The organism is Streptococcus sp. 2022WUSS135, from assembly GCF_044427045.1.
GTDB classification, from domain to species: Bacteria; Bacillota; Bacilli; order Lactobacillales; family Streptococcaceae; genus Streptococcus; species Streptococcus hashimotonensis.
In genome coordinates, this window is record NZ_JAOTGL010000013.1 from 1 (window position 1) to 20,069 (window position 20,069).

Below are 20,069 nucleotides of genomic sequence, written 5' to 3' on the forward strand. Positions count from 1 at the left end.
AGGCGAACAGGGTCATTTTAAGTAACATAGCGGGATGAAAGGCTGGACGACCTGTGTGAGAAGTTTCTTCCAATAGAACGGATGAAGGAATAGTATCCACAAACTGACTAATCAGACGAGCCTCATGAGTAGCAGGTAAGTCCCAAGCAATATTTAATTCCAAACTAAGCTGATTTGTGTTATACTGTTTATACATTTTCATGCCTTTCTAGTTGTTTTGTGGTTATTATAATTATAAAGCATGAAATGGAAAACGAGCAACTCCTAAGTGGAATTGCTCGTTTTTTATATGTGAGAAGCTAGTTTTTGCCCAGCCTCTTTTTGATTATATGATACTTGTCCCTAACACATTAAATCTTTTTCGCATCAATCTCCGACCTCTTCACTATTATCCCTTAATTCTATTCAAGTACTCCTGATAGGTTTCTGTCTCCATCAATGCCTTTGCATTTTCCACTCGAGCCTTCGTTGGGGGCTTAGTCCCCTCTAGTGGATAGGGTCTGCCCAGCTCACGCCACTTAAATTCGCCAAGGTTGTGATAAGGTAACACCTCAAAACGTTCGACATTTTTTAATGTTTTAACAAACTTACCAAGTTCAATCAAATCCTCATCTCGGTCAGTCAAATTTGGTACCAGGACATGACGAATCCAAACAGGCTTACCAATGTCTGATAGATATTGAGCACATTCTAAAATAGTCTTGTTACTATGACCTGTCACAATGCGGTGTTGCTCAGGATTCATTTCCTTAATATCAAGGAGCACCAAGTCTGTTACTTCCATAAGCTGACTATATTTTTCCAAGTAGCGCTCTGTCTTACGGAAAGTCAACGCACAGGTATCCAAAGTAGTGTGAATCCCTTTTTCTTTTGCAAGGGTAAACAGAGCAATTAAAAAATCAATCTGGATGGTTGCTTCACCACCTGAAACGGTAATACCCCCTTCTTTTCCCCAAAACATACGAAAACGCAGGGCTTCATTCAAGACATCTTCTGCTGTTCTCTCAGTCGCTGCTGGATTGACCAGATCCCAAGTATCTGGGTTATGGCAATACTGGCAACGCATGTGACAGCCCTGCATAAAGACTACAAAACGTACCCCTGGGCCATCAACCGAACCAAAACTCTCTGTTGAATGAACCAAACCTGTCACTTTACGATAATCAATTTCTGTCATCATCTCATCCTCATCATTTTATAAGACTAGTATATCACAAAAATGAAAACGCTTCTATCATTTACTTTCTTTCTTTCATAACTATCACCTTCCTTAAGAAGAAAGCTAAAAGACTAGGTTGCCCTAGTCCTTATCAGTTTCTTCTTTCTCCAGTGGTGTAATCAAGAGTTTTAATTTTGTTACGCGACCATTTTTTACCTTATCGTTAATAAGAACTAGATGGTGATCTTTACTATCTACTTCAAAGGAAACCTTCTCGTCTTGGCTCGGAATGGTACCGACCCCTGTCAGATAATAACCAGCAATCGTATCAACGTTATCACTTTCCAACTCCATCTCAAAATGCTCATTGAAGTCATTTAAGGTCATATTTCCTTGAACGATATAAGTGTTGTCAGCAATTTCTCGGACAAAAATTTCTGTCTTATCGGTCTCATCATCGATTTCCCCGACAATTTCTTCCAGCAAATCTTCCAAGGTAACGAGACCTGCAACTCCACCATACTCATCTAACAAGATGGCCATTTGATTTTGGGTATTTCTCAATGATGTCAACAAATCATCCACGAAAATCGTTTCTGGAACGAAGAGAGGCTCCTGCATAATGCGGCGGATGTTGAGATTGTCAAAGCCATTACTGAAAGCTTCTGACAAGATTTTCTTGGTATGAATCAGACCAATGATATTGTCCTTATCGCCATCATAAACAGGGATACGTGAAAAATTCTGCTTGAGGATAGCTGCTATAATGGTTGCTGTATCATCCTCAATATCCACCATGAAAGCATCCGTACGGGGAACCATTACTTCACGTGCCATCAGCTCATCTAAAGAGAACACACCTTGAAGCATTTCGATTTCTTCGGCATCTAAGGTTTTCTCACTCTTTGTCAAAATATATTCAATTTCATCCCGTGTCATCTGCTCATCCGCATCATCAAAATTCATAGGAGTAATACGGCTGATAAGATTCGTTGCAGCTGATAATAACCACACGAACGGACTCACAATTTTTCCAAGGAAAATAATCACAGGTGCAGTGACTACTGCCAGATTTTCCTTCATATTCATGGCAATCCGCTTAGGGTACAATTCACCAAGAACGATTGAAACGAAAGTCAACATAGCCAGTGCAAGCCAGTATCCTGCGGTTTGCGCTGTTGTTGAATTCCCCATCCATTTGGCAAATACAGCTCCCAAATCATTAGCCAAGCTGGCACCTGAAAGGATGGAGATGAAGGTAATACCAACCTGAATGGTTGATAGAAAATTGTTAGGATTTTCTAAAACTTGAAGCAAGCGAATATATTTCTTCTCACCGTCTGCGGCCTTTTGTTCTACTCTTGAACGATTTAGAGAAACAAGCGCCATTTCAGAGGCTGAAAAGAAGGCATTGAACAGGGTCAATAAGAATAAAATTAACAGTTGTAAATAGATGGTCTGACTACCAGGGTCTTCCATGATGTTCTCCTATAATAAAATTTATAACATTTCCATTATACCATAAATTCTAAAAATTAACATATTTCTTGTTATAAATAGTCCCTCATGTCTGTTTATGTTACAATAATCAAAAGGAATAGGAGAACAACTATGATTATTTCGATGAAGAATGTCCACTATAAACGACAAGGTAAAACTATTTTAGAAGACATCAACTGGGAATTTAGGAAGGGAGAGCGTTGGGCTATTTTAGGGCTAAATGGGGCTGGAAAGTCAACCCTCCTTCGTATTTTAATGGCTGAGTTTTGGAAGACCTCTGGTGACTTGACAGTTCTTGGAGTGGAGTTTGGCAAGGGAGATATTCCTAGCCTTCGCACTAAGATTGGGGTCGTCGGCTCTTTCCTTGCCGAACGCTTTCCCATCGATTTGACAGCTGAGCAGATTGTTCTGACTGGAAAGTACAAATCCTCCATACTCTACCGTGAATACGGTCAAACTGAATTGGATGAAGCCATAGACATGCTCAAAACCATTAAGGCTGAGCACTTGATTGGTCGGACCTATGCTAGTTTGTCACAAGGTGAACGCCAACTCCTGCTGATCGCCCGCAGTTTGATGGAAGAGCCGGCTATTTTGATTTTGGACGAGGCTACTGTGGGCTTGGACCTTTTGGCTCGCGAGCGCCTGCTCCATCACATCGACCATATCTGCCAACTCCCAACGGCTCCTGCCATTATCTACGTCACCCATCACGCCGAGGAAATCACTGATAATTTCACCCATGTCCTCCTGCTCAAAGATGGCATGGTCTTGGCTCAAGGACCCAAAGAAGACATCCTGACACCTGAGCTCCTCAGCGATTTTTATGGCAATCAGGTGGAATTGATTGACTTGGGTGAGGGAAGATTGTTCATTAAGCCGATATTATAAAAAACAAATCCAGCCCTAGTTTGAGCTGGATTTTAATCGTTCCACCATCACCAAGAACGGTGGGGTATTGACTTGGTTGAGTGGTTTGTAGAGCATGGCTGTAAAGACAGTCTGGTCTAACTGGCTGATAAAGTCTAAAACTGCATCCTTCTCAAGAGCTCCACCCTCGTGACCATAGTAAACCATGATGGCTAGGCGACCACCCACCACCAGTCGGTCAAGAACTTTTTCAATAGCTTGAAGGGTGGTTGCAGGCAGGGTGATGACTGACTTATACGCCGAAGGAAGATAGCCCAGATTGAAAATTGCTGCCTTGCACTCCTCCACATACTGGTCTAGGTTTTCGTGTCCTGTCAAAACCAATTGGGCATTGGTCAAGCCAGCTTTTTCTAGTTTTTCAGCCGTTGTGGTCAGGGCTTGTTCCTGAATATCAAAGGCCACAACTTTTCCTGCTCGCTGGGCTAAAAATAGCGTGTCATGGCCATTTCCCATAGTCGCATCGACCGCTAGGTCCTGGTCTGTTAATATCTCATCTAAAAAGGCATGGGCCATGTGTAAAGGTCTAAGCATTTTCTCTCCTAATGTACTCTATTTTCATAAAATGTATCACACTTAGTATAGCATATTTTCTATCTTCAAAAAAATTTAAAAAAATATCTCATTTTCCTCCACCCATTTGCGAATAAATAGGTATGAAGACAATTATCCTATTTTTCCTTGGAGCTTCTATCGGCTCCTTCTTGGGATTGGTCATCGACCGTTTCCCTAAACAGTCCATTATCTCCCCCTCTAGTCACTGCAATGCCTGCAAGCGACGGCTCAAGGCTTGGGACCTAATTCCAATCCTATCCCAACTTTCGACAAAATCCAAATGCCGTTACTGCAAGGCGAAGATACCTTATTGGTATCTAGGATTGGAATTCTTAGCTGGTCTAGTTGTCCTGCTCTGCCATTTTCAAGTCCTAAACCTAACCGAAACCATTCTCAGCTTAGCAGGGCTAGTTTTAACCATTTACGACATCAAGCATCAGGAATATCCTTTTGCTGTCTGGCTCGTTTTTACTTTTATAGCTCTGGTACTCTCCCAGCTCAACTGGCTTTTCTGTGGCTTTTTACTCTTAGCCTATCTGACTGAAAAATGGCAATTCAATATTGGTTCTGGTGACTTTCTCTATCTGGCAAGTTTGGCCTTAATATGTGGATTTACAGAACTCCTCTGGATTATCCAAATTAGTTCCCTCCTAGGGCTTCTTGTCTTCACTATTTTCAAACCCAAGTCTATTCCCTACGTACCACTCCTTTTTCTTTCAAGTATTCCTATCATTCTGTGCATCTAAATCGAGTTTTTCTCGATTTTTTTGTTATAATAGAAGGCATATTAGAGTTCAACTCCATCAAAATAATTGGAGTGCCTTCTTGATCGGAAGGCAAAAGGAGAAACGTTATGACACTATTTAAGGATGACAGTTTAACCCTGCATACCGACCTTTATCAAATCAACATGATGCAGGTCTATTTTGACCAAAACATCCACAATAAACACGCTGTATTTGAAGTCTATTTCCGTTCACAACCTTTTAAAAATGGCTACGCTGTATTTGCCGGTTTGGAACGCGTTGTAAACTACCTCAACAATCTCAGCTTTAGCCAGACAGACATTGACTATCTGACAGAACTGGGGTATCCGCAGGATTTCCTTGATTACTTGTCCCAATTGGAAATGACGCTCACTGTCCGTTCGGCTAAGGAGGGCGACCTGGTCTATGCTAACGAACCCATTCTTCAAATCGAAGGACCATTGGCACAATGCCAACTAATCGAAACTGCCCTCTTAAACATCGTCAACTACCAAACCCTGATTGCTACAAAAGCTCGCCGTATCAAGGCCGTCATTGAAGATGAGCCCTTGATGGAATTTGGCACTCGCCGTGCCCAAGAAATGGATGCTGCTATCTGGGGTACACGGGCAGCCTTTATTGGTGGAGCATCTGCGACTTCCAATGTTCGAGCTGGCAAAATCTTCGGTATCCCTGTCGCTGGTACCCATGCCCACGCCTTGGTTCAAACATACGGAGATGATTACAAGGCTTTCAAAGCCTACGCTGAAACCCATCATGACTGTGTCTTCCTCGTTGATACCTATGATACGCTTCGTATTGGTGTTCCAGCAGCCATCAAGGTTGCCAAGGAAATGGGAGATAAGATTAACTTCAAAGGGGTTCGGATTGATTCAGGCGATATGGCCTATATTTCCAAGAAAGTTCGTCAGCAATTAGATGATGCAGGTTTTACAGATGCGAAGATTTACGCATCTAATGACCTGGATGAAAATACCATCCTCAACCTCAAAATGCAAAAGGCAAAAATTGATGTCTGGGGAGTTGGTACCAAACTCATCACCGCCTACGACCAACCTGCCTTGGGCGCTGTCTACAAGATTGTATCCATCGAAGATGAAGATGGAAATATGCGTGACACCATCAAGCTGTCTTCTAATGCGGAAAAAGTCTCCACTCCTGGTAAGAAACAGGTTTGGCGCATCACCTCCAAAGAAAAAGGAAAATCAGAAGGGGACTACATCACCTTTGCGGACACTGATGTCACACAGATGGATAGTATCTATATGTTCCATCCAACTTACACCTACATCAATAAAACCATCGAGAACTTTGATGCACGTCCTCTCCTAGTTCCTATTTTCGAAAAAGGAAAACAGGTCTATAAACTTCCAAGCCTAGCGGAAATTCAAACCTATGCCAATCAAGAATTTGATAGGCTCTGGGATGAATACAAACGTGTACTCAACCCACAGCTCTATCCAGTCGACTTGGCACAAGATGTTTGGGATAATAAGATGAACCTCATCAATCGTATTCGCAAACAAACTCAGACCAAATCCATCTAAGAAAGGTATGTTATGACCCTACAGGAAACAATCATCAAAGAATTAGGTGTCAAGCCAAGCATTGACCCCAAAGAAGAAATCCGTCGCTCCATCGACTTTCTCAAAGACTACCTGAAAAAACACCCATTTTTGAAAACCTATGTCTTAGGGATTTCTGGTGGACAAGATTCGACCTTGGCTGGTCGTTTGGCTCAGCTGACTATGGAAGAAATGCGGGCGGAAACAGGTGACGACTCCTACCAATTTATCGCTATCCGCCTCCCTTACGGCGTGCAAGCTGACGAGTCCGACGCCCAAGCAGCCCTAGCCTTTATTCAACCAGATGTCAGCTTAACCATCAACATCAAGGAATCAACAGATGCCATGGTGGCTGCAGTCAATGCAAATGGGCTTGCTATGTCTGATTTTAATAAGGGAAATGCTAAAGCCCGCATGCGCATGATTGCCCAATACGCTATCGCTGGGGAACGCAAGGGGGCGGTTATCGGAACCGACCATGCCGCTGAAAATATCACTGGTTTCTTTACCAAGCACGGCGACGGCGGTGCAGACATTCTCCCCCTCTTCCGCCTCAATAAACGCCAAGGAAAACAGCTTCTAGCTGAACTGGGGGCAGATGAAAAACTCTACCTCAAAGTTCCTACTGCAGACTTGGAAGAAGACAAACCAGGCCTTGCTGACGAAGTCGCACTCGGTGTTACCTATAACCAAATCGACGACTATCTCGAAGGTAAAACCATCGACCCTCAAGCCCAAACCATTATCGAAGGCTGGTGGAACAAAACAGCCCACAAACGCCACCTGCCAATCACGATTTTTGATGACTTTTGGAAATAATACTCTTCGAAAATCAGACGTTGTTGACTTGATTTGATGACTGAAAAGCTCCTGTGGAGGTTTTCAGCCTGTTCCCTTGAAATATAAAAGGAACAGTGTTCTATCTACATCATATCGATACGAACTAGGTTCGCTCTATCTCCAACCTCCAAAGGTTCCCCAAACCTTTGGAGCTAGTCTGATTTTGATTTTCATCGAATATAAAAAATGGAGCCCTGACAGTTGAACCGTCAGGGGTTTTGTTTTTTATTATAGCTTCAAACCATAATGAAAAAAAGCCCAAGCAGGAAAAAACATCCTGCGTGGGCGTCAATGGACACGGTGCCACCTCACTATGGACTCGACTAGAAAAGTCCATAACTTTTTCTCCTCTAACAAGGAGGCGCACGATAAGGGGTGCGGACCGAACTCTCATTGTTTCGAATTCATCGAACCAAACTCGCTTTACTAAACCAGACAATCCATAAAACGGATACGAATGCTTGTTTGGTATCAGCCCATTTCATAAACCTCTATCATCTATTCACACCAACCATAGACTCTCTAAAGACAAAGTGTTTATTACTTTTTCTGATTACTTGTAATTATACGTTACAAAATCGAAATGGTCAAGTAATTTTTAGAAATTTTCTAAACAATTTGAAAATTCAGTCTCCATTGCCTGAATCCATTAAAAACTAACAAAAAGCCACTCTGCTTAAGTGACTTTCTAAAAAACTGTACTCACGAGGCTAGGCTCAAGCCCAGCACCACTTCTCAAAGTTAGTGTCAACATCTCAGCACAGTGGTTGATTGGGTTTAACAGTCCAGTGGAGTGAAACAGTTCGAGGAACTGTTTCAGCTGGTCACCTTAAAACTAGAAAGTGACCATAGAAGCCGAACCTAAATGTCTTTCCCACTCCCATATCAAAGATAGTTTTAACTAGTCAAGGTTATTTTTAAGGGAATACTGACTGTATTTCAAAAAAATAACGATGTGTAACTTAAACAATAGCCTTAGATGGACATTCTGAACCTGTGACGATAGGTTCTAAGACTCCTGTTTGGAAAGGATTATCCCTCTCTTTATCAATGAATAGGTAAAATAGGCTAGTATTCCCCCCATTGTATTGGTCCATAAATCATCGATTTCAAAGACGCGCTGGGCATCAATCAGCAAATCCAGTAGTAATTGTGTGCATTCAATAAAAAGACTGATACAAAAACTATAACGAATCACCGCTCGAAGGCTCCGCCATTCTTCCCTAAGAAACAAAAGAAGAAAAATCAGAGGGAAAAGTAGAAAAATGTTAGTGATGTTTTGCAAGAAAATCCATCCTAGGTCCGCCAAACTATCTACCTTGTCCCCGTTGACGATGCTGTTGAAAGGCGTTGGTAAAAGATAGAGACGGCCGATTTGAATAATTCCTGGGGTCGAGAAATCCTTATACTGAGGGTACCAAGTCTGAGGTAGAAAACAAAGTAAAACAATAGCCAGAGCATAGGCTCCAGCTAAGGTCTTACAAATCTGTCTTCCTAGCTTGGTCAAGTTTCCATCTGCTTGGAAGAATGTTCTCATGCTCGAATACCTGCCTTTGCTTTTGCGGCTGCAATACGAGCACGTGCTTTTTCACGGTCTTTCTTGAGCGTATTGGAGCGCAATTGACCACAGGCAGCATCAATATCTGTACCATGTTCCTGACGAACGACACAGTTAACACCATTTTTCTTCAAAACATCAAAGAAAGCAAGAGTACGTTCCTTGGTTGAACGACTGTACTGGTCATGTTCACTAACTGGGTTATAAGGAATCAGGTTGATATAAGACAATTTACGGATGTTCTTGGTCAAGTCAGCCAATTCCTGTGCCTGTTCCACTCCATCGTTGACCTCATTGAGCATAATATACTCAAAAGTCACACGGCGGTTGGTCACTTTGATATAGTCTTCGATTGCTTCAAAAAGAACTTCTATAGGGAATTTGCGGTTAATCCGCATAATGCTCGAACGAAGGTCATTATTTGGCGCATGTAGAGATACTGCCAAATTAACTTGGACTCCTTCACGTGCAAACTCACGAATTTTAGGTGCTAAACCTGACGTCGAAACAGTGATGTGACGGGCACCAATTGCCAAGCCCTTGTCGTCATTAACCACTCGCAAGAAGGTCATAACATTATCGTAGTTATCAAGCGGCTCACCAATCCCCATCACAACGATATGGCTAACACGCTCATTCTGATTGCGCTCATCCAAGTACTTTTGTACCAACATAATCTGAGCCACAATCTCACCGCTAGTCAAGTCACGTTGCTTAGGAATCAATCCAGATGCACAGAATGTACAGCCGATATTACAGCCAACTTGTGTCGTTACACAGACAGAAAGACCATAGTGCTGGTGCATAAGAACTGTCTCAATCAACATGCCATCTGGCAGTTCAAAGAGGTATTTGATAGTGCCGTCCTTAGACTCCTGTACAATCCGTTGTTTGAGCGGGTTAACTACAAAATGTTCTTCCAACTTTTCAATCAAAGATTTTGGCAAGTTGGTCATTTCCGCAAAGGATTGAACACGAGAACGGTAAAGCCATTCCCAAATTTGAGTGGCACGGAACTTCTTCTCTCCGTTTTCTAAAATCCAATCAACCAGATTGGCTTGACTAAATGCATAAATTGATGGTTTCATATTTCTCCCTATTTCTGGCGGATAACAAAGTTACGCTTCACTTCATTCATCTCACGCTTGCTCTGCTTACGCTCACGTTTTTGAGAACGCTCCGTTTGACTCGCCTTAACACCAGCATTCTTCATAGTAAAATGACGCTGTTCCGACTGTTTGTTTTGCTGCTTCCCTTTTTTCTGACGGTCATTGCGATTATTTTTGTTTTCTTTTGGCGCAATAGGCTCCGTCCGCTGTTGATTTCTGTTGCGATTGCGTGATCGACTCCGCTTGCGACGCGGTCTGTCCTCCTCCTCAGCAGGCAAGTCTTGTGGATTCGGATTGGCTAAGACGAAATAAGCACAACCAAAATTACAATACTCCGTCAAATAGTCATCCAAGCGGCTGATTTTTAAGTCTGATTTAACATTTTTATCGTCTGTATAAAATCCCCTTAATCTCAGCTGCTCATTGCCCCAGTCTCCCACGATATAATCAAATTTGAGCATGAGTTGTGAAAAACGTTGACCAAAAATTGTCTGGTCAAAAGCATTCTTGTAATCTTCCAAAAGGTCCAATTCAATATTTTCAGATACAACCTTATCTCCGACACGAGCAAAACTCGGACCAGGGTATTTATTATAGTTATACATTTCAGGTGAAATTTGTTTTTTCATTTGTCCTCCTATCTTATAAAATCTTCATACGTAAAAATCATTTGATTAATAATCTATCTGGTCAGAATCTAAATTCTCACACTTAACCTTATCATTATAACACGATTTATCTGGAAATTCTTCTACTTTACTATTTCGGAGAAATTTCTGACAATTATAATATTATTCTCTAACAAAAAAGGACGATTTACTCGCCCTTTGTTTTCTTCAAATAATCAATAGCCTCTTGAACAGTTTTCACAGGAACTACCTCAATATCTAATCCTGCTTTCTCCGCGGCTTCCTTAGCTTCTTCATAGTTCGTTTTAGCCTTTGGGTTTTTCTTCAAAACTTCTACATCAACTGGATTGTTTGGTACAAAAAAGATACTTGCACCTGACTTAGCTGCCGAAATAACCTTCTTATCAGCACCACCAATGTCACCTACTTTTCCATCCTGCTCGATAGTCCCCGTACCAGCAATAATCCGACCACCACGTAAGTCAGGCTCTGCGAGTTGAGTATAGATGGCAAGTGTAAACATCAGACCAGCACTTGGACCACCAATATCTCCCGTTTGGAAATCAATCGGAACCGAACTTTGAACCTCTGTATGGTCTACGAGAGTGATGCCTATTCCGTTTTTGCCATTAGACAATTTGATAATCTTACCGTCCGCAGATTTCTCCTGACCAGCGCTAATATAACCAACTGTTACATCACTTCCAACCTCCAAGCCACTCACATATTTAATCAAATCAGGAGAAGACTCAAATGTTTTTCCATTAACACTCACAACGGTATCTGCAATATTAAGGACTTTTTTAAAGGTTGAATCATCCGTCAAGGCAAGCACATAGACACCAAAGAAATCAAGATTGACTTCTTTTCCTGCCAAGGTCAATCCTTGATACTTCGCCATATTTTGCGAAGTCTCCATGTAAAACCGTGCTATACGGAAATACTCTTCGTTGTCGGCCCCTCCTGTCATCTCTTCAGAGGAACGAACTGTCGTATAAGGATCAAACTGAGCAGCGAATAGTTGTAAAGCTGTAGCTTGTTGGACTGATACATAGGTGAAGTTGTAAGAGCCACCCTCTTGGTCTATTTGATTGTTCACCGTTAGTACCTGACGAATATCGGCAGCTCCACCTGGACTTTCCAGATAATAAGGCAGACGAACAAAAACGGCAAACCAAATCAAAAGAGTTCCTAAAACAATAGATGCAATTAAGGTTAACTTCCTATTTTTCTTCATTCTTTCTAATCTCCTCACTAACAATTTCTGGAACATAAGGGCCTATGTCCTGTTTGAAATACAGCAATTCTCGAACCTGGCTGGATGATACGAACTTAAGCTCTGGCTTGGCGATTAAATAAATGGTTTCCAAATCTGGCGCCAACTGACGATTGTAAAAATCAAAACTTGACTCGTATTCCAAATCGGTCGCATTACGCAATCCTCGGACCAAATGTGTTACTCCATAGCGCTTAGCTACATCGACTACCAATTCATTTTCAGACAGAACGACCTCGATATTCTCCATTCCTACAAAAAGCTTCTCCAAAATGGCTTTTCTCTCCAAGCCCGTCAAGAGTCCTGCCTTTTTAGGATTGGTAAAAACTCCCACATATAATTTAGTAAATAGTCCACTCGCTCGTTCAATTAAGTCCAAGTGTCCATTGGTAATGGGGTCAAATGAGCCCGTAAATAATCCAATCTTATCTGACATATACTGTTACCTTACTAATTCCGTAGAGTTTCTCTTTCCATATCCCCAGCTCTGCTATTTCTTCCGGAAGAGAGACCGCCTTATCCGTTTCGCAGACTACCATAACATCATCTGCTAGTAAGTCACGGCGACAAAGTTCTGTTATCACATCTTCAATTTCCTGCTCTGCATAAGGAGGGTCCAAGAATACCAGGTCGAAAGGACCTTCCACACTGTTCAAAGCCTGTCTAGCTTCCATTGCTAGAAGCTGAAATTTATCTGCTTCCTTAGTCATTGCAATATTTTCACGGATAATGGCTTGTGCTCGTCGATCTCGCTCAACCAGAACTGCTGACTCCATGCCACGAGATATAGCCTCGATAGATAAACCACCACTGCCGGCGTACAAGTCAAGAACTCTACCACCCTCAAAATAGGGACCAATCATATTGAACATGGCTCCACGGACCTTATCCGATGTCGGTCTGGTTGTTTTTCCATCTAACGTTTTCAGTGGTCTTCCACCATAGCTTCCCGATACAATTCTCATAAGGTATATTATAGCAAAAAATGAAGCTCGTTGCTGAAACCAAGTGCACTTCCTGCTTTCCTTTTTGCACCAACTTTTTCAACCTTCTACCAAATACACTCTCAACCGCTATAGCAGGAAATCATTCTCGCGCTATTCAACAAAATGATAAAAATAAAAAGCAAGGAAATTCTGTTTTACGCGAAATTCCTCACTCTTATCGTATGTATTTAAACTAGATCGTTACAAGAAAAAATTAGTGTTGAAATACAAATAGCTATTTTTCCAGTATGCTAATACACCATAAAGAACCAGTAGCAAAAAAGCCTACGGATTATCTGGTGAACTCTCGTCAGCTGTTGGAACTGTTTCCACTGACTCAACCAGGCTAGTTGTTGAATCTGTCGTTTCCGCCGGGGCTTCAGAAACTGTTGGAGTTTCTACCACAGGTGCTCCTTCACTAGTCGGAGGGACTGAAGTGCTTGTACTAGTTGACGCCACGCTGCCTGTATACTGGCTTGTTGAAGTCACACTTTGGTTTCCATATATATTTTGATTAGGTACTACATAAGATTCTTGTGAGGTCTCACTAGCTTCAGCAAGGTCCGTTGACTGACTGGTCCCTGTTTCAGATATTTTTTTCTCATCAGCTACTTTTTGGGCTGCTTCCGCCCTGACCAACTCCGCTTTTAGCTTAGCCTGTGTTTGAGCATCTGTCTGCTGTCCTACTTGCTCTTTTACTTGGTCAATCCGTTTCTGTAATGCTGCTTTTTTAGTCGCATCCGTAACCTTGTTTACTGCAGATTGTGCCTCTGCAAGTTTCTCTTCAGTATGTGTTCCTTCCAATACAATGACAGCATTCTCAGCATCCTGAAATACTGTATCAACCGTTTTTTTCTGATTGGGCACTTGCTGTACTGTCTTTGTATCACTTGTTTCGCTTTGAGCATTTTTATACCAACTAGCGCCTAAGCTAATCAATAAAATAAGTCCCATAAAAGAAATAATGCTAATTTCTGCCAATGACAACTTTTCAAATTTCTTTTCCATATTTTTGCCCTTATCCGTCTTATTGCATAAGAAAATACTCTAGCCTACTGACAATGTTACTTAGTCGTTTTTACCTTACCATTCCATCCATTTAGACCATAGCTTAAAATATAGATTTCGTTAAAGCCCTGTTTCTTCAGATGAAGGGCTGCAGGCGTTACCAACTGACCACGATCATTCTCATAGATTAAGACAGGTCTGTCCTTACGCAAAGCAGCTGTAGACTGGCGTAATTGCTGGTAAGGAATATTTCTCGCACCTAAGATATGCTTACGATTAAACTCACTCGGGTCTCGCAGGTCAATCAACTGACCTCCGTGTATCTTTTCTGCAAATTCTGCATTATCAATCACCGTCGCCGCACGGCGCAATCTCCAGTAATTAAAACCCATCCAGGCTCCCAATACTGCCAAAAATACTAAAAATACCCAAAATGTTTCCATCACTCATTCTCCCTTGATTTCTGATACTCTAATTCCAAACGATGTTCACGCCTCAAAACAAGCTCTGCTTCCATATATTCCAACCGATCTAAGACACCTGCCTGATAGATTCTATTTAATTCTATCTGCATCATTTCAATATCGTAGAGACGGTTGCCCATATAGACAATTATACCAAACCGTTTGAGTAATTGTTGCACATCATAAAGTCTTTTCATAAAAAAATTGTAGCAGAATTTTAGGTGTTTTTCAATATAAAAAATCAGTTGGAATTTATGAAATGCTTAAAAAGGATTGGAAATACCACCAATCCTCTATAATTTCATAACCAACCCTTTTCCTGTGCCACCTTAACAGCAGCCGTGCGGTTTTCAGCACCAAGCTTGGCCAAGATAGTGGTCATGTAGTTGCGGACCGTCCCGTCAGACAGATAGAGCTGGCTGGCAATTTCCTTATTGGACAAGCCGTCAGCAACCAGCTTGAGCAGCTGACTTTCCTGGTCCGTCAAGGGACTACGTTGGGTCAGGAGAATGTCCATCAACTCTGGCGAGTACTCCTTCCGCCCCGCCAAGACCGTTTCAATGGTCCGCATAAGGTCCGAAATGGAGCGTTCTTTGAGCACGTAGGCATCCACATCTGCCTTGACCGCCCGCTCAAAATAGCCTGGTCGCTTGAAGGTAGTCATGATGACAACCTTGACGGGCAAGGATTTCGCTCGTACCCATTCCAAGACATCCAGCCCTGTCTTCTCAGGCATTTCAATGTCTAGCAGTACCACATCTACTTGCTCTTTTTCCAAAAGAGAAAGGGCCTGACTGCCGTTTTCTGCCTGTAAAACAGCCTCAACCGCATCTTGAAAGGCCAAGAGCTGACAGAGGGCGTCCCGCAGCATGGCCTGGTCTTCTGCGACTAAGATTCTCATTCTACCACCTCCTCAAGCAGAATTCGTATGGACAGGCGGGTAGGCTGTGCCAGAGAAAGAAATTCCAAACTCCCCTGCACCGTTACCAGTCTATCCTTTATGGTATGCAATTCTTGACCGGTTAACTGGGCAAAGCCCACACCATTGTCTTCGTAGTGCAAGACTAATTCTTGCTGGTCTTCTTCAAATATCAAACGGCACTTACTAGCCCGGCTATGTTTGAGCAGGTTATTGGCCAACTCTCTCAGCACCATGGCCAGTTTGTTCTGGACAGGCAAGCTGAGCTGCTCTGCTATTTCCCCACCCAAAACGACCAAATCCACTCCTGCTAAATCCAACATCTGCTGCAAAATCTGGAGTTCCTCTGCCACGGTATGCTGCTTGAGGGACTGGACAATCTGGCGGACATCCTGCATGGAGTCCTTGGCTAAGGTCTGGAGCTCCTGCACTTCCTTCTTGGCCTGATCTATCTGGTCGTGGTCCAAAAGGGTCTGGACCAGCTCGGCCTTGACAGACAGCATGGCAAAGACATGCCCCAGGGTGTCGTGCAAATCCTGACCGATACGGTTGCGTTCATTCTCAGCCAGCAGGAGATTGATGGAAGCATTCTGCTCCTGTAGGCGTTGCTGAAGGGCTTCCCGCTTGGTTTCAATCCAACTGAAAATCAGCAAGGCCAAGCCGAAAAAGTGGATAACAAGTGCAAAGGCTCTCATCTCAAAGGGGACAGGGCCAAAGAGAGCCCATAGGATAATAGCCAGCAACAAAAGCCCGTAGGACACCGTCCGATAGGTCGGTCGATTCTCTTTATAATACCAGCCCAACATATTGGACAGGTTAAAGATGAAGAGGGAAAATTGCAGATTGCCCCAAAAACTCATGACGGCGATATAGCCAATCAGGTAAAACCAAGCCAGCATGGAATAGAGCTTGTGGTCGGTGTAAAAGAGAGAACAATAGACCATGGCAAAGAGAATGGTTGCTAGAATAACCGCCGTCGGATTTGGACTATACTGGGCGTAATAAAGTGGAAAATAGAGAAAGACCATGCCCACGAAGAACATGAGTGGTATCTTTCTTTTTTCAAAAATCATGGGTCACCTCACTGCTGTTCAGATTTTCTATGAATAGCCAGAGCAATTCCTAAGAAAATTATGGCATATCCTAGGACAATTAGCAAGGATTTCCAGAGAAAAACTCCCTCTTGGGCATAGGTGGTTACCAGCTGATTGACATGGTAGCTGGGCATAAGTTTGCAAATTCGCTGTACCCAGTCAGGAAAGAGGGAGACAGGCATCCAAGAGCCACCCATGATAGCCAGAACAAAGTAGAGCAAGTTGGCCACCACCGACATGGTTTGTTCCGACTGGATTTGCACCAAAAGCAAGCCAATGGCTAGAAATACGATAGAAGTTACTAAAAGTAAGAGAGCCGAAATCACCCATTCTTGAGCTGTCATCTCAACTCCCTTGAGCAAGCCTCCGACCGCAAAGACAATGGCAATGGAAGACACAAAGCAGAGCAAGACCCGCACGAGTTTGGAAAGATAGTATTGCCAGATTGGCAGGGGCGAATGCTGGATAAAGGTCAACCAGCTATTGTTTCGATCCTCAGCCAGCATCATAGGAAAGGTAAAGAGGGCAAAGCCCGACATGGAAAAACCTGTCATAGTCAGCATATAGGACTGGATAAAGGCCTTTTGCGTGGCTGTATCATCAAACTGGACCGTTGATGAAAAAATCAGGAAAAAGATAAGAGGCATCCCGATTGACAGGAGAAAAACTCCCAAACTTCTAGATAATTTGACAGCTTCTACTTTCACCAATGCTTTCATGATTCTTCCTCCCTTGTCTTGTCAAATAGGCTGTTGAGCAGGGTTTTGTTCTGCACCTCTAAGTCTGAAATCCGACAGCCTGCTTCCTGCAAACAAGCCCAAACCTGCTCAATGGCACGGGTCTTGAAGCTGACCGTGTCCTGCTTATAGCTGATGTTATCAATTGCGTCCAAAGCCTCCACCACTGTCGCAAAGTGGATTGGCAGTGCTACTTCTTTTTCCTGCTCCTCACTCCGCATGGCAAACGGCGTCGTATCCCGCAAGAGCCTACCCTGGTGCAAGACCAAAATCCGCTCCGCCGTATGCTCCACTTCCTCGATATAATGGCTGGTATAAAAAATGGTCACACCCTTTTCCTTCAAGTCATGGACAATCTCCCAAAAACGCTGACGGGTCGACGTATCCATGCCCGCCGTCGGCTCGTCCAAAAAGAGCAACTTAGGCTTGCCAATCAAGCAGATGACAAAGGCCAAGAGCCGCTTCTGACCACCTGATAGCTTGCCCGCCAGCTGATTTTTTTGCTCTGGGGAAAAGCGGAGCAGGCTGTCGATTTCCACATCTGTCAGACTATCCTTGTAGATAGCTTGGAAAAAGCGGAGCAATTCCCTGACCTTCAAGTCCGTTGGAATAGCATTTTCTTGTGGCAAGACTGCCACTGTTTCTTTATTGGACCGAGCCTGCGGAGCCAGACCGTCCAACAATACCTGCCCTTTCGTCACCTTTCTATCGCCCAACAAACAGGACATGAGAGTTGTCTTCCCAGCCCCGTTGGGACCAATCAAGGCCACACATTCCCCAGACTGTATCTCAAAGGAAATATCCGATAAAATGGTCCGTCCTTTGATGATTTTTTCTAACTGATTGACTTGAATCATCCTTGCTCTCCTTTCTGACATATCACCGCTCCAACAATCCCGATAATTATACTTGCTGGCAAGGACAAAGCCAAGTAGGTCATTACTTCTAATCCTTGACCAAACAAAATGCAGGAAGCATAGAGAAACACAAAGGCTATAGTGAAATAAGATATACCTGTTTGAACAAATGATTTCATACCATTCTCCTTACTAATTACTGACTGAATTTCTTTTACACACTCAGTATAACTTATCACCCACACCCCTACCAGAAGCCTTTGTCATGGACTTATGTGACAAATGTCATATTATACTCAATGAAAATCAAAAGTAGCCTAGGAAACGAAGTTGAAGATAGAACTCTGTTACTATCTTGTTTCAAGGTAACAGGCTGAAAAGCTCCACCGGAGCTTTTCACTCATCAAGGCTCTTGACAACGGATAATGTTGATTTTCAAAGAGTATTAAATAATGCAGCAAAAAAGAGTCCTACTGTGGACCCTTCAACTATTTACAACTTAGGCGCTTGACCAAGTTCTGCCTGCAGCATCCAAATATGTTTTTCAATACTAGCCTTAGCCACATTGAAAATGTCGTTGGTTACGCTGTCACCTTCTTCATCACTGACATCAAATCCCTTTTGGAAAAGAGCAGCCAGATAGCGGAACACCTCTACCACACGCGCCAATTGCTCTTCAATCGTTACATTGTAATCACCAGGAACTTCCTTGAGCTGACTATTTTCACTAAACTCTTTAAGGGTAGAAAATGGTGCCCCACCTAAGGTGATTAAACGCTCACTCATCTCATCCAAATAGCCATCAATTTCTTCCATATATTCATCCATCTTTGGATGCCAAATCATAAAGCCACGACCACGCATATACCAATGAACTTGATGGAGGATAGAATGGGCTACTGATAGATCGGCCACCGCTTGATTCAAAACAGCCTTAGAATCAGCCAGTGATGGACGCGGGCTGAAAGACGCAATTTCTGCTGGAGATTGATAATATTTTTGTTTCATCATATATCACCCTTTCTTTTATTTATAATAATTATAAATAAAAGAAGGAAAAATTGCAAGAATTATCCCTCATCCTCCTCTGACCTATTGACAAACAAATCCCTTGCTATATTAACTTATATACGTTAGACTAGTAAGTAAGAATAGTATGTGATTTTCTTTTTAGAAAATCATCACCCCCATATGTGTATATCAAGGAGGGATTTTATGTCAGAAGAAAAATTTGACGCAAAACTAGAACAGCTATCTGGCTCTGCAAAAGAGGTAATTGGTAAGCTGACCGGCGACAAGGAAATCGAAGTTGAAGGACTTGTTGAGAAAGGAATTGGCAAAGCAAAAGAGCTAGTCGAAGATGCAAAAGATGGGATTGAAGGTGCCATTAACGGCATCAAAAATGCTTTCGACAAAGAAGAGAAATAAACAAAGAGTTCAATATAGGTAGGATTGCTCGTGCACTGTTTGATAATGAACATTACACTCAATTTGGTCTTTTACCTGTAACCCGAACAAAAATATGCAAGAGAGGGGAACTCAGACATTTACCTGTCGAGTCTGCCCTCTCTTTTCTTATGCCACGAAAGGAGAATCTATGAAAAAAATCGTTTTTGTCTGTCTTGGAAATATTTGTCGTAGCCCTATGGCTGAATTTGTCATGAAAGATTTGACAAATCAATTTCATATTGAAAGCCGTGCTACTTCAAACTGGGAACATGGTAATCCTATCTACCCTGGAACTCAGAAAATTTTCCAAAAGCACAATATTCCCTATGACCAAAATAAATCATCACAGCAAATGAGCCAGGCAGATTTCGAAGCATTTGATGTCATCATTGGTATGGACAGCAATAATGTCCGAGATTTACAGAAAATGGCACCAGCACATGCCCAAAATAAGATTTTTCAATTCGCAGAAAAATCCGTACCAGACCCTTGGTATACTGGAGATTTTGACGAAACCTACGACATGGTAAAGAAAGGTTGCCAAGACTGGTTGGACAGGTTACAGGCATTTGACCAAGAATAAGATTTTTTATGTAATATTTTTGTAATATTTGTAAAAAAATGGTAAACTATTTCTGACTGAACTGATAATTTCTTACTGTATCCTAGA

The 20,069-nt window shown here is 42.4% G+C and carries 24 protein-coding genes and 1 pseudogene; 6 read left to right on the plus strand and 19 right to left on the minus strand.

What is annotated here, in order from left to right; all coding sequences use genetic code 11:
* The 3 genes and pseudogenes from ODU45_RS05445 to ODU45_RS05455 form a co-directional block, all read right to left on the minus strand.
* Positions 1–196: pseudogene (locus ODU45_RS05445) on the minus strand (IS5/IS1182 family transposase); the annotation flags it as partial.
* A gap of 192 nt (positions 197–388) precedes the next feature.
* Positions 389–1,180: a pyruvate formate-lyase-activating protein gene (pflA, locus tag ODU45_RS05450; protein ID WP_024401711.1), complete on the minus strand. Its 792-nt coding sequence runs from the start codon at positions 1,178–1,180 to the stop codon at positions 389–391.
* A 120-nt stretch (positions 1,181–1,300) separates the two neighbouring features.
* Entirely contained in the window at positions 1,301–2,638 is a 1,338-nt protein-coding gene (locus tag ODU45_RS05455; RefSeq protein WP_029171497.1) for a hemolysin family protein, read from the minus strand.
* Between the two features lie 132 nt (positions 2,639–2,770).
* Here ODU45_RS05455 and ODU45_RS05460 point away from each other — a divergent pair, with 132 nt between their 5' ends.
* Positions 2,771–3,550, plus strand: a complete 780-nt coding sequence (locus ODU45_RS05460) for an ABC transporter ATP-binding protein (RefSeq protein WP_398580919.1) — start codon at positions 2,771–2,773, stop codon at positions 3,548–3,550.
* Between the two features lie 15 nt (positions 3,551–3,565).
* On the opposite strand, the gene ODU45_RS05465 is transcribed toward ODU45_RS05460, so the two are convergent.
* Positions 3,566–4,120 (minus strand): class I SAM-dependent methyltransferase, encoded by a 555-nt coding sequence (locus ODU45_RS05465; RefSeq protein WP_398580920.1) that lies wholly within the window; start codon positions 4,118–4,120, stop codon positions 3,566–3,568.
* Positions 4,121–4,242: 122 nt separating this feature from the next.
* Between ODU45_RS05465 and ODU45_RS05470 the strand changes: the two genes are divergently transcribed.
* The 3 genes from ODU45_RS05470 (at position 4,243) to nadE (ending at position 7,292) form a co-directional block, all read left to right on the plus strand.
* On the plus strand, positions 4,243–4,887 hold the full coding sequence (locus ODU45_RS05470) for a prepilin peptidase (protein ID WP_398580921.1): 645 nt from the start codon (positions 4,243–4,245) through the stop codon (positions 4,885–4,887).
* Positions 4,888–4,994: 107 nt separating this feature from the next.
* Entirely contained in the window at positions 4,995–6,455 is a 1,461-nt protein-coding gene (locus ODU45_RS05475) for a nicotinate phosphoribosyltransferase (RefSeq protein WP_398580922.1), read from the plus strand.
* Between the two features lie 12 nt (positions 6,456–6,467).
* On the plus strand, positions 6,468–7,292 hold the full coding sequence (nadE, locus tag ODU45_RS05480; protein ID WP_024382384.1) for an ammonia-dependent NAD(+) synthetase: 825 nt from the start codon (positions 6,468–6,470) through the stop codon (positions 7,290–7,292).
* Between the two features lie 1,030 nt (positions 7,293–8,322).
* Here the strand turns inward: nadE and ODU45_RS05485 are convergent.
* The 15 genes from ODU45_RS05485 to ODU45_RS05555 all read right to left on the minus strand — a co-directional run bounded on the left by ODU45_RS05485 (position 8,323) and on the right by ODU45_RS05555 (position 18,961).
* Positions 8,323–8,850, minus strand: a complete 528-nt coding sequence (locus ODU45_RS05485) for a VanZ family protein (RefSeq protein ID WP_024388286.1) — start codon at positions 8,848–8,850, stop codon at positions 8,323–8,325.
* Positions 8,847–9,959, minus strand: a complete 1,113-nt coding sequence (gene rlmN / locus ODU45_RS05490; RefSeq protein ID WP_012028433.1) for a 23S rRNA (adenine(2503)-C(2))-methyltransferase RlmN — start codon at positions 9,957–9,959, stop codon at positions 8,847–8,849. The genes ODU45_RS05485 and rlmN overlap by 4 nt, the downstream gene beginning before the upstream one ends.
* Before the next feature lie 8 nt (positions 9,960–9,967).
* Positions 9,968–10,609, minus strand: a complete 642-nt coding sequence (locus tag ODU45_RS05495; protein WP_136671522.1) for a YutD-like domain-containing protein — start codon at positions 10,607–10,609, stop codon at positions 9,968–9,970.
* A 187-nt stretch (positions 10,610–10,796) separates the two neighbouring features.
* On the minus strand, positions 10,797–11,846 hold the full coding sequence (locus ODU45_RS05500; protein ID WP_105139621.1) for a SepM family pheromone-processing serine protease: 1,050 nt from the start codon (positions 11,844–11,846) through the stop codon (positions 10,797–10,799).
* Positions 11,833–12,321, minus strand: coding sequence for a pantetheine-phosphate adenylyltransferase (gene coaD / locus ODU45_RS05505; RefSeq protein ID WP_398580923.1), 489 nt, complete (start codon positions 12,319–12,321; stop codon positions 11,833–11,835). The genes ODU45_RS05500 and coaD overlap by 14 nt, the downstream gene beginning before the upstream one ends.
* On the minus strand, positions 12,311–12,850 hold the full coding sequence (gene rsmD, locus ODU45_RS05510) for a 16S rRNA (guanine(966)-N(2))-methyltransferase RsmD (protein WP_014638485.1): 540 nt from the start codon (positions 12,848–12,850) through the stop codon (positions 12,311–12,313). Before rsmD ends, coaD begins: the two co-directional genes overlap by 11 nt.
* Before the next feature lie 306 nt (positions 12,851–13,156).
* Positions 13,157–13,879, minus strand: a complete 723-nt coding sequence (locus tag ODU45_RS05515) for a serine protease (protein WP_398580924.1) — start codon at positions 13,877–13,879, stop codon at positions 13,157–13,159.
* 56 nt (positions 13,880–13,935) lie between these two features.
* On the minus strand, positions 13,936–14,322 hold the full coding sequence (locus ODU45_RS05520) for a rhodanese-like domain-containing protein (RefSeq protein WP_004194735.1): 387 nt from the start codon (positions 14,320–14,322) through the stop codon (positions 13,936–13,938).
* The gene (locus ODU45_RS05525; protein ID WP_004194736.1) at positions 14,322–14,540 is read right to left on the minus strand and encodes a YqgQ family protein; all 219 of its coding nucleotides are present in this window, start codon (positions 14,538–14,540) and stop codon (positions 14,322–14,324) included. The genes ODU45_RS05520 and ODU45_RS05525 overlap by 1 nt, the downstream gene beginning before the upstream one ends.
* A gap of 104 nt (positions 14,541–14,644) precedes the next feature.
* Positions 14,645–15,244 (minus strand): response regulator transcription factor, encoded by a 600-nt coding sequence (locus ODU45_RS05530; protein WP_105139618.1) that lies wholly within the window; start codon positions 15,242–15,244, stop codon positions 14,645–14,647.
* Positions 15,241–16,335 (minus strand): sensor histidine kinase, encoded by a 1,095-nt coding sequence (locus ODU45_RS05535; protein WP_398580925.1) that lies wholly within the window; start codon positions 16,333–16,335, stop codon positions 15,241–15,243. Before ODU45_RS05535 ends, ODU45_RS05530 begins: the two co-directional genes overlap by 4 nt.
* A gap of 8 nt (positions 16,336–16,343) precedes the next feature.
* Positions 16,344–17,075, minus strand: a complete 732-nt coding sequence (locus tag ODU45_RS05540; protein ID WP_398580926.1) for an ABC transporter permease — start codon at positions 17,073–17,075, stop codon at positions 16,344–16,346.
* Positions 17,072–17,950, minus strand: coding sequence for an ABC transporter ATP-binding protein (locus ODU45_RS05545; RefSeq protein ID WP_398580927.1), 879 nt, complete (start codon positions 17,948–17,950; stop codon positions 17,072–17,074). Before ODU45_RS05545 ends, ODU45_RS05540 begins: the two co-directional genes overlap by 4 nt.
* A complete protein-coding gene (locus ODU45_RS05550) occupies positions 17,947–18,129 on the minus strand; it encodes a hypothetical protein (protein WP_105105994.1) in 183 nt (60 codons plus the stop codon). The genes ODU45_RS05545 and ODU45_RS05550 overlap by 4 nt, the downstream gene beginning before the upstream one ends.
* Positions 18,130–18,442: 313 nt before the next feature.
* Complete coding sequence (locus ODU45_RS05555) at positions 18,443–18,961, minus strand: DNA starvation/stationary phase protection protein (RefSeq protein WP_024385928.1); 519 nt, start codon at positions 18,959–18,961, stop codon at positions 18,443–18,445.
* A 204-nt stretch (positions 18,962–19,165) separates the two neighbouring features.
* Here ODU45_RS05555 and ODU45_RS05560 point away from each other — a divergent pair, with 204 nt between their 5' ends.
* Entirely contained in the window at positions 19,166–19,378 is a 213-nt protein-coding gene (locus ODU45_RS05560; protein ID WP_024384586.1) for a CsbD family protein, read from the plus strand.
* 169 nt (positions 19,379–19,547) lie between these two features.
* Entirely contained in the window at positions 19,548–19,982 is a 435-nt protein-coding gene (locus tag ODU45_RS05565) for a low molecular weight protein-tyrosine-phosphatase (RefSeq protein ID WP_105179393.1), read from the plus strand.
* Positions 19,983–20,069 lie beyond the last annotated feature (87 nt).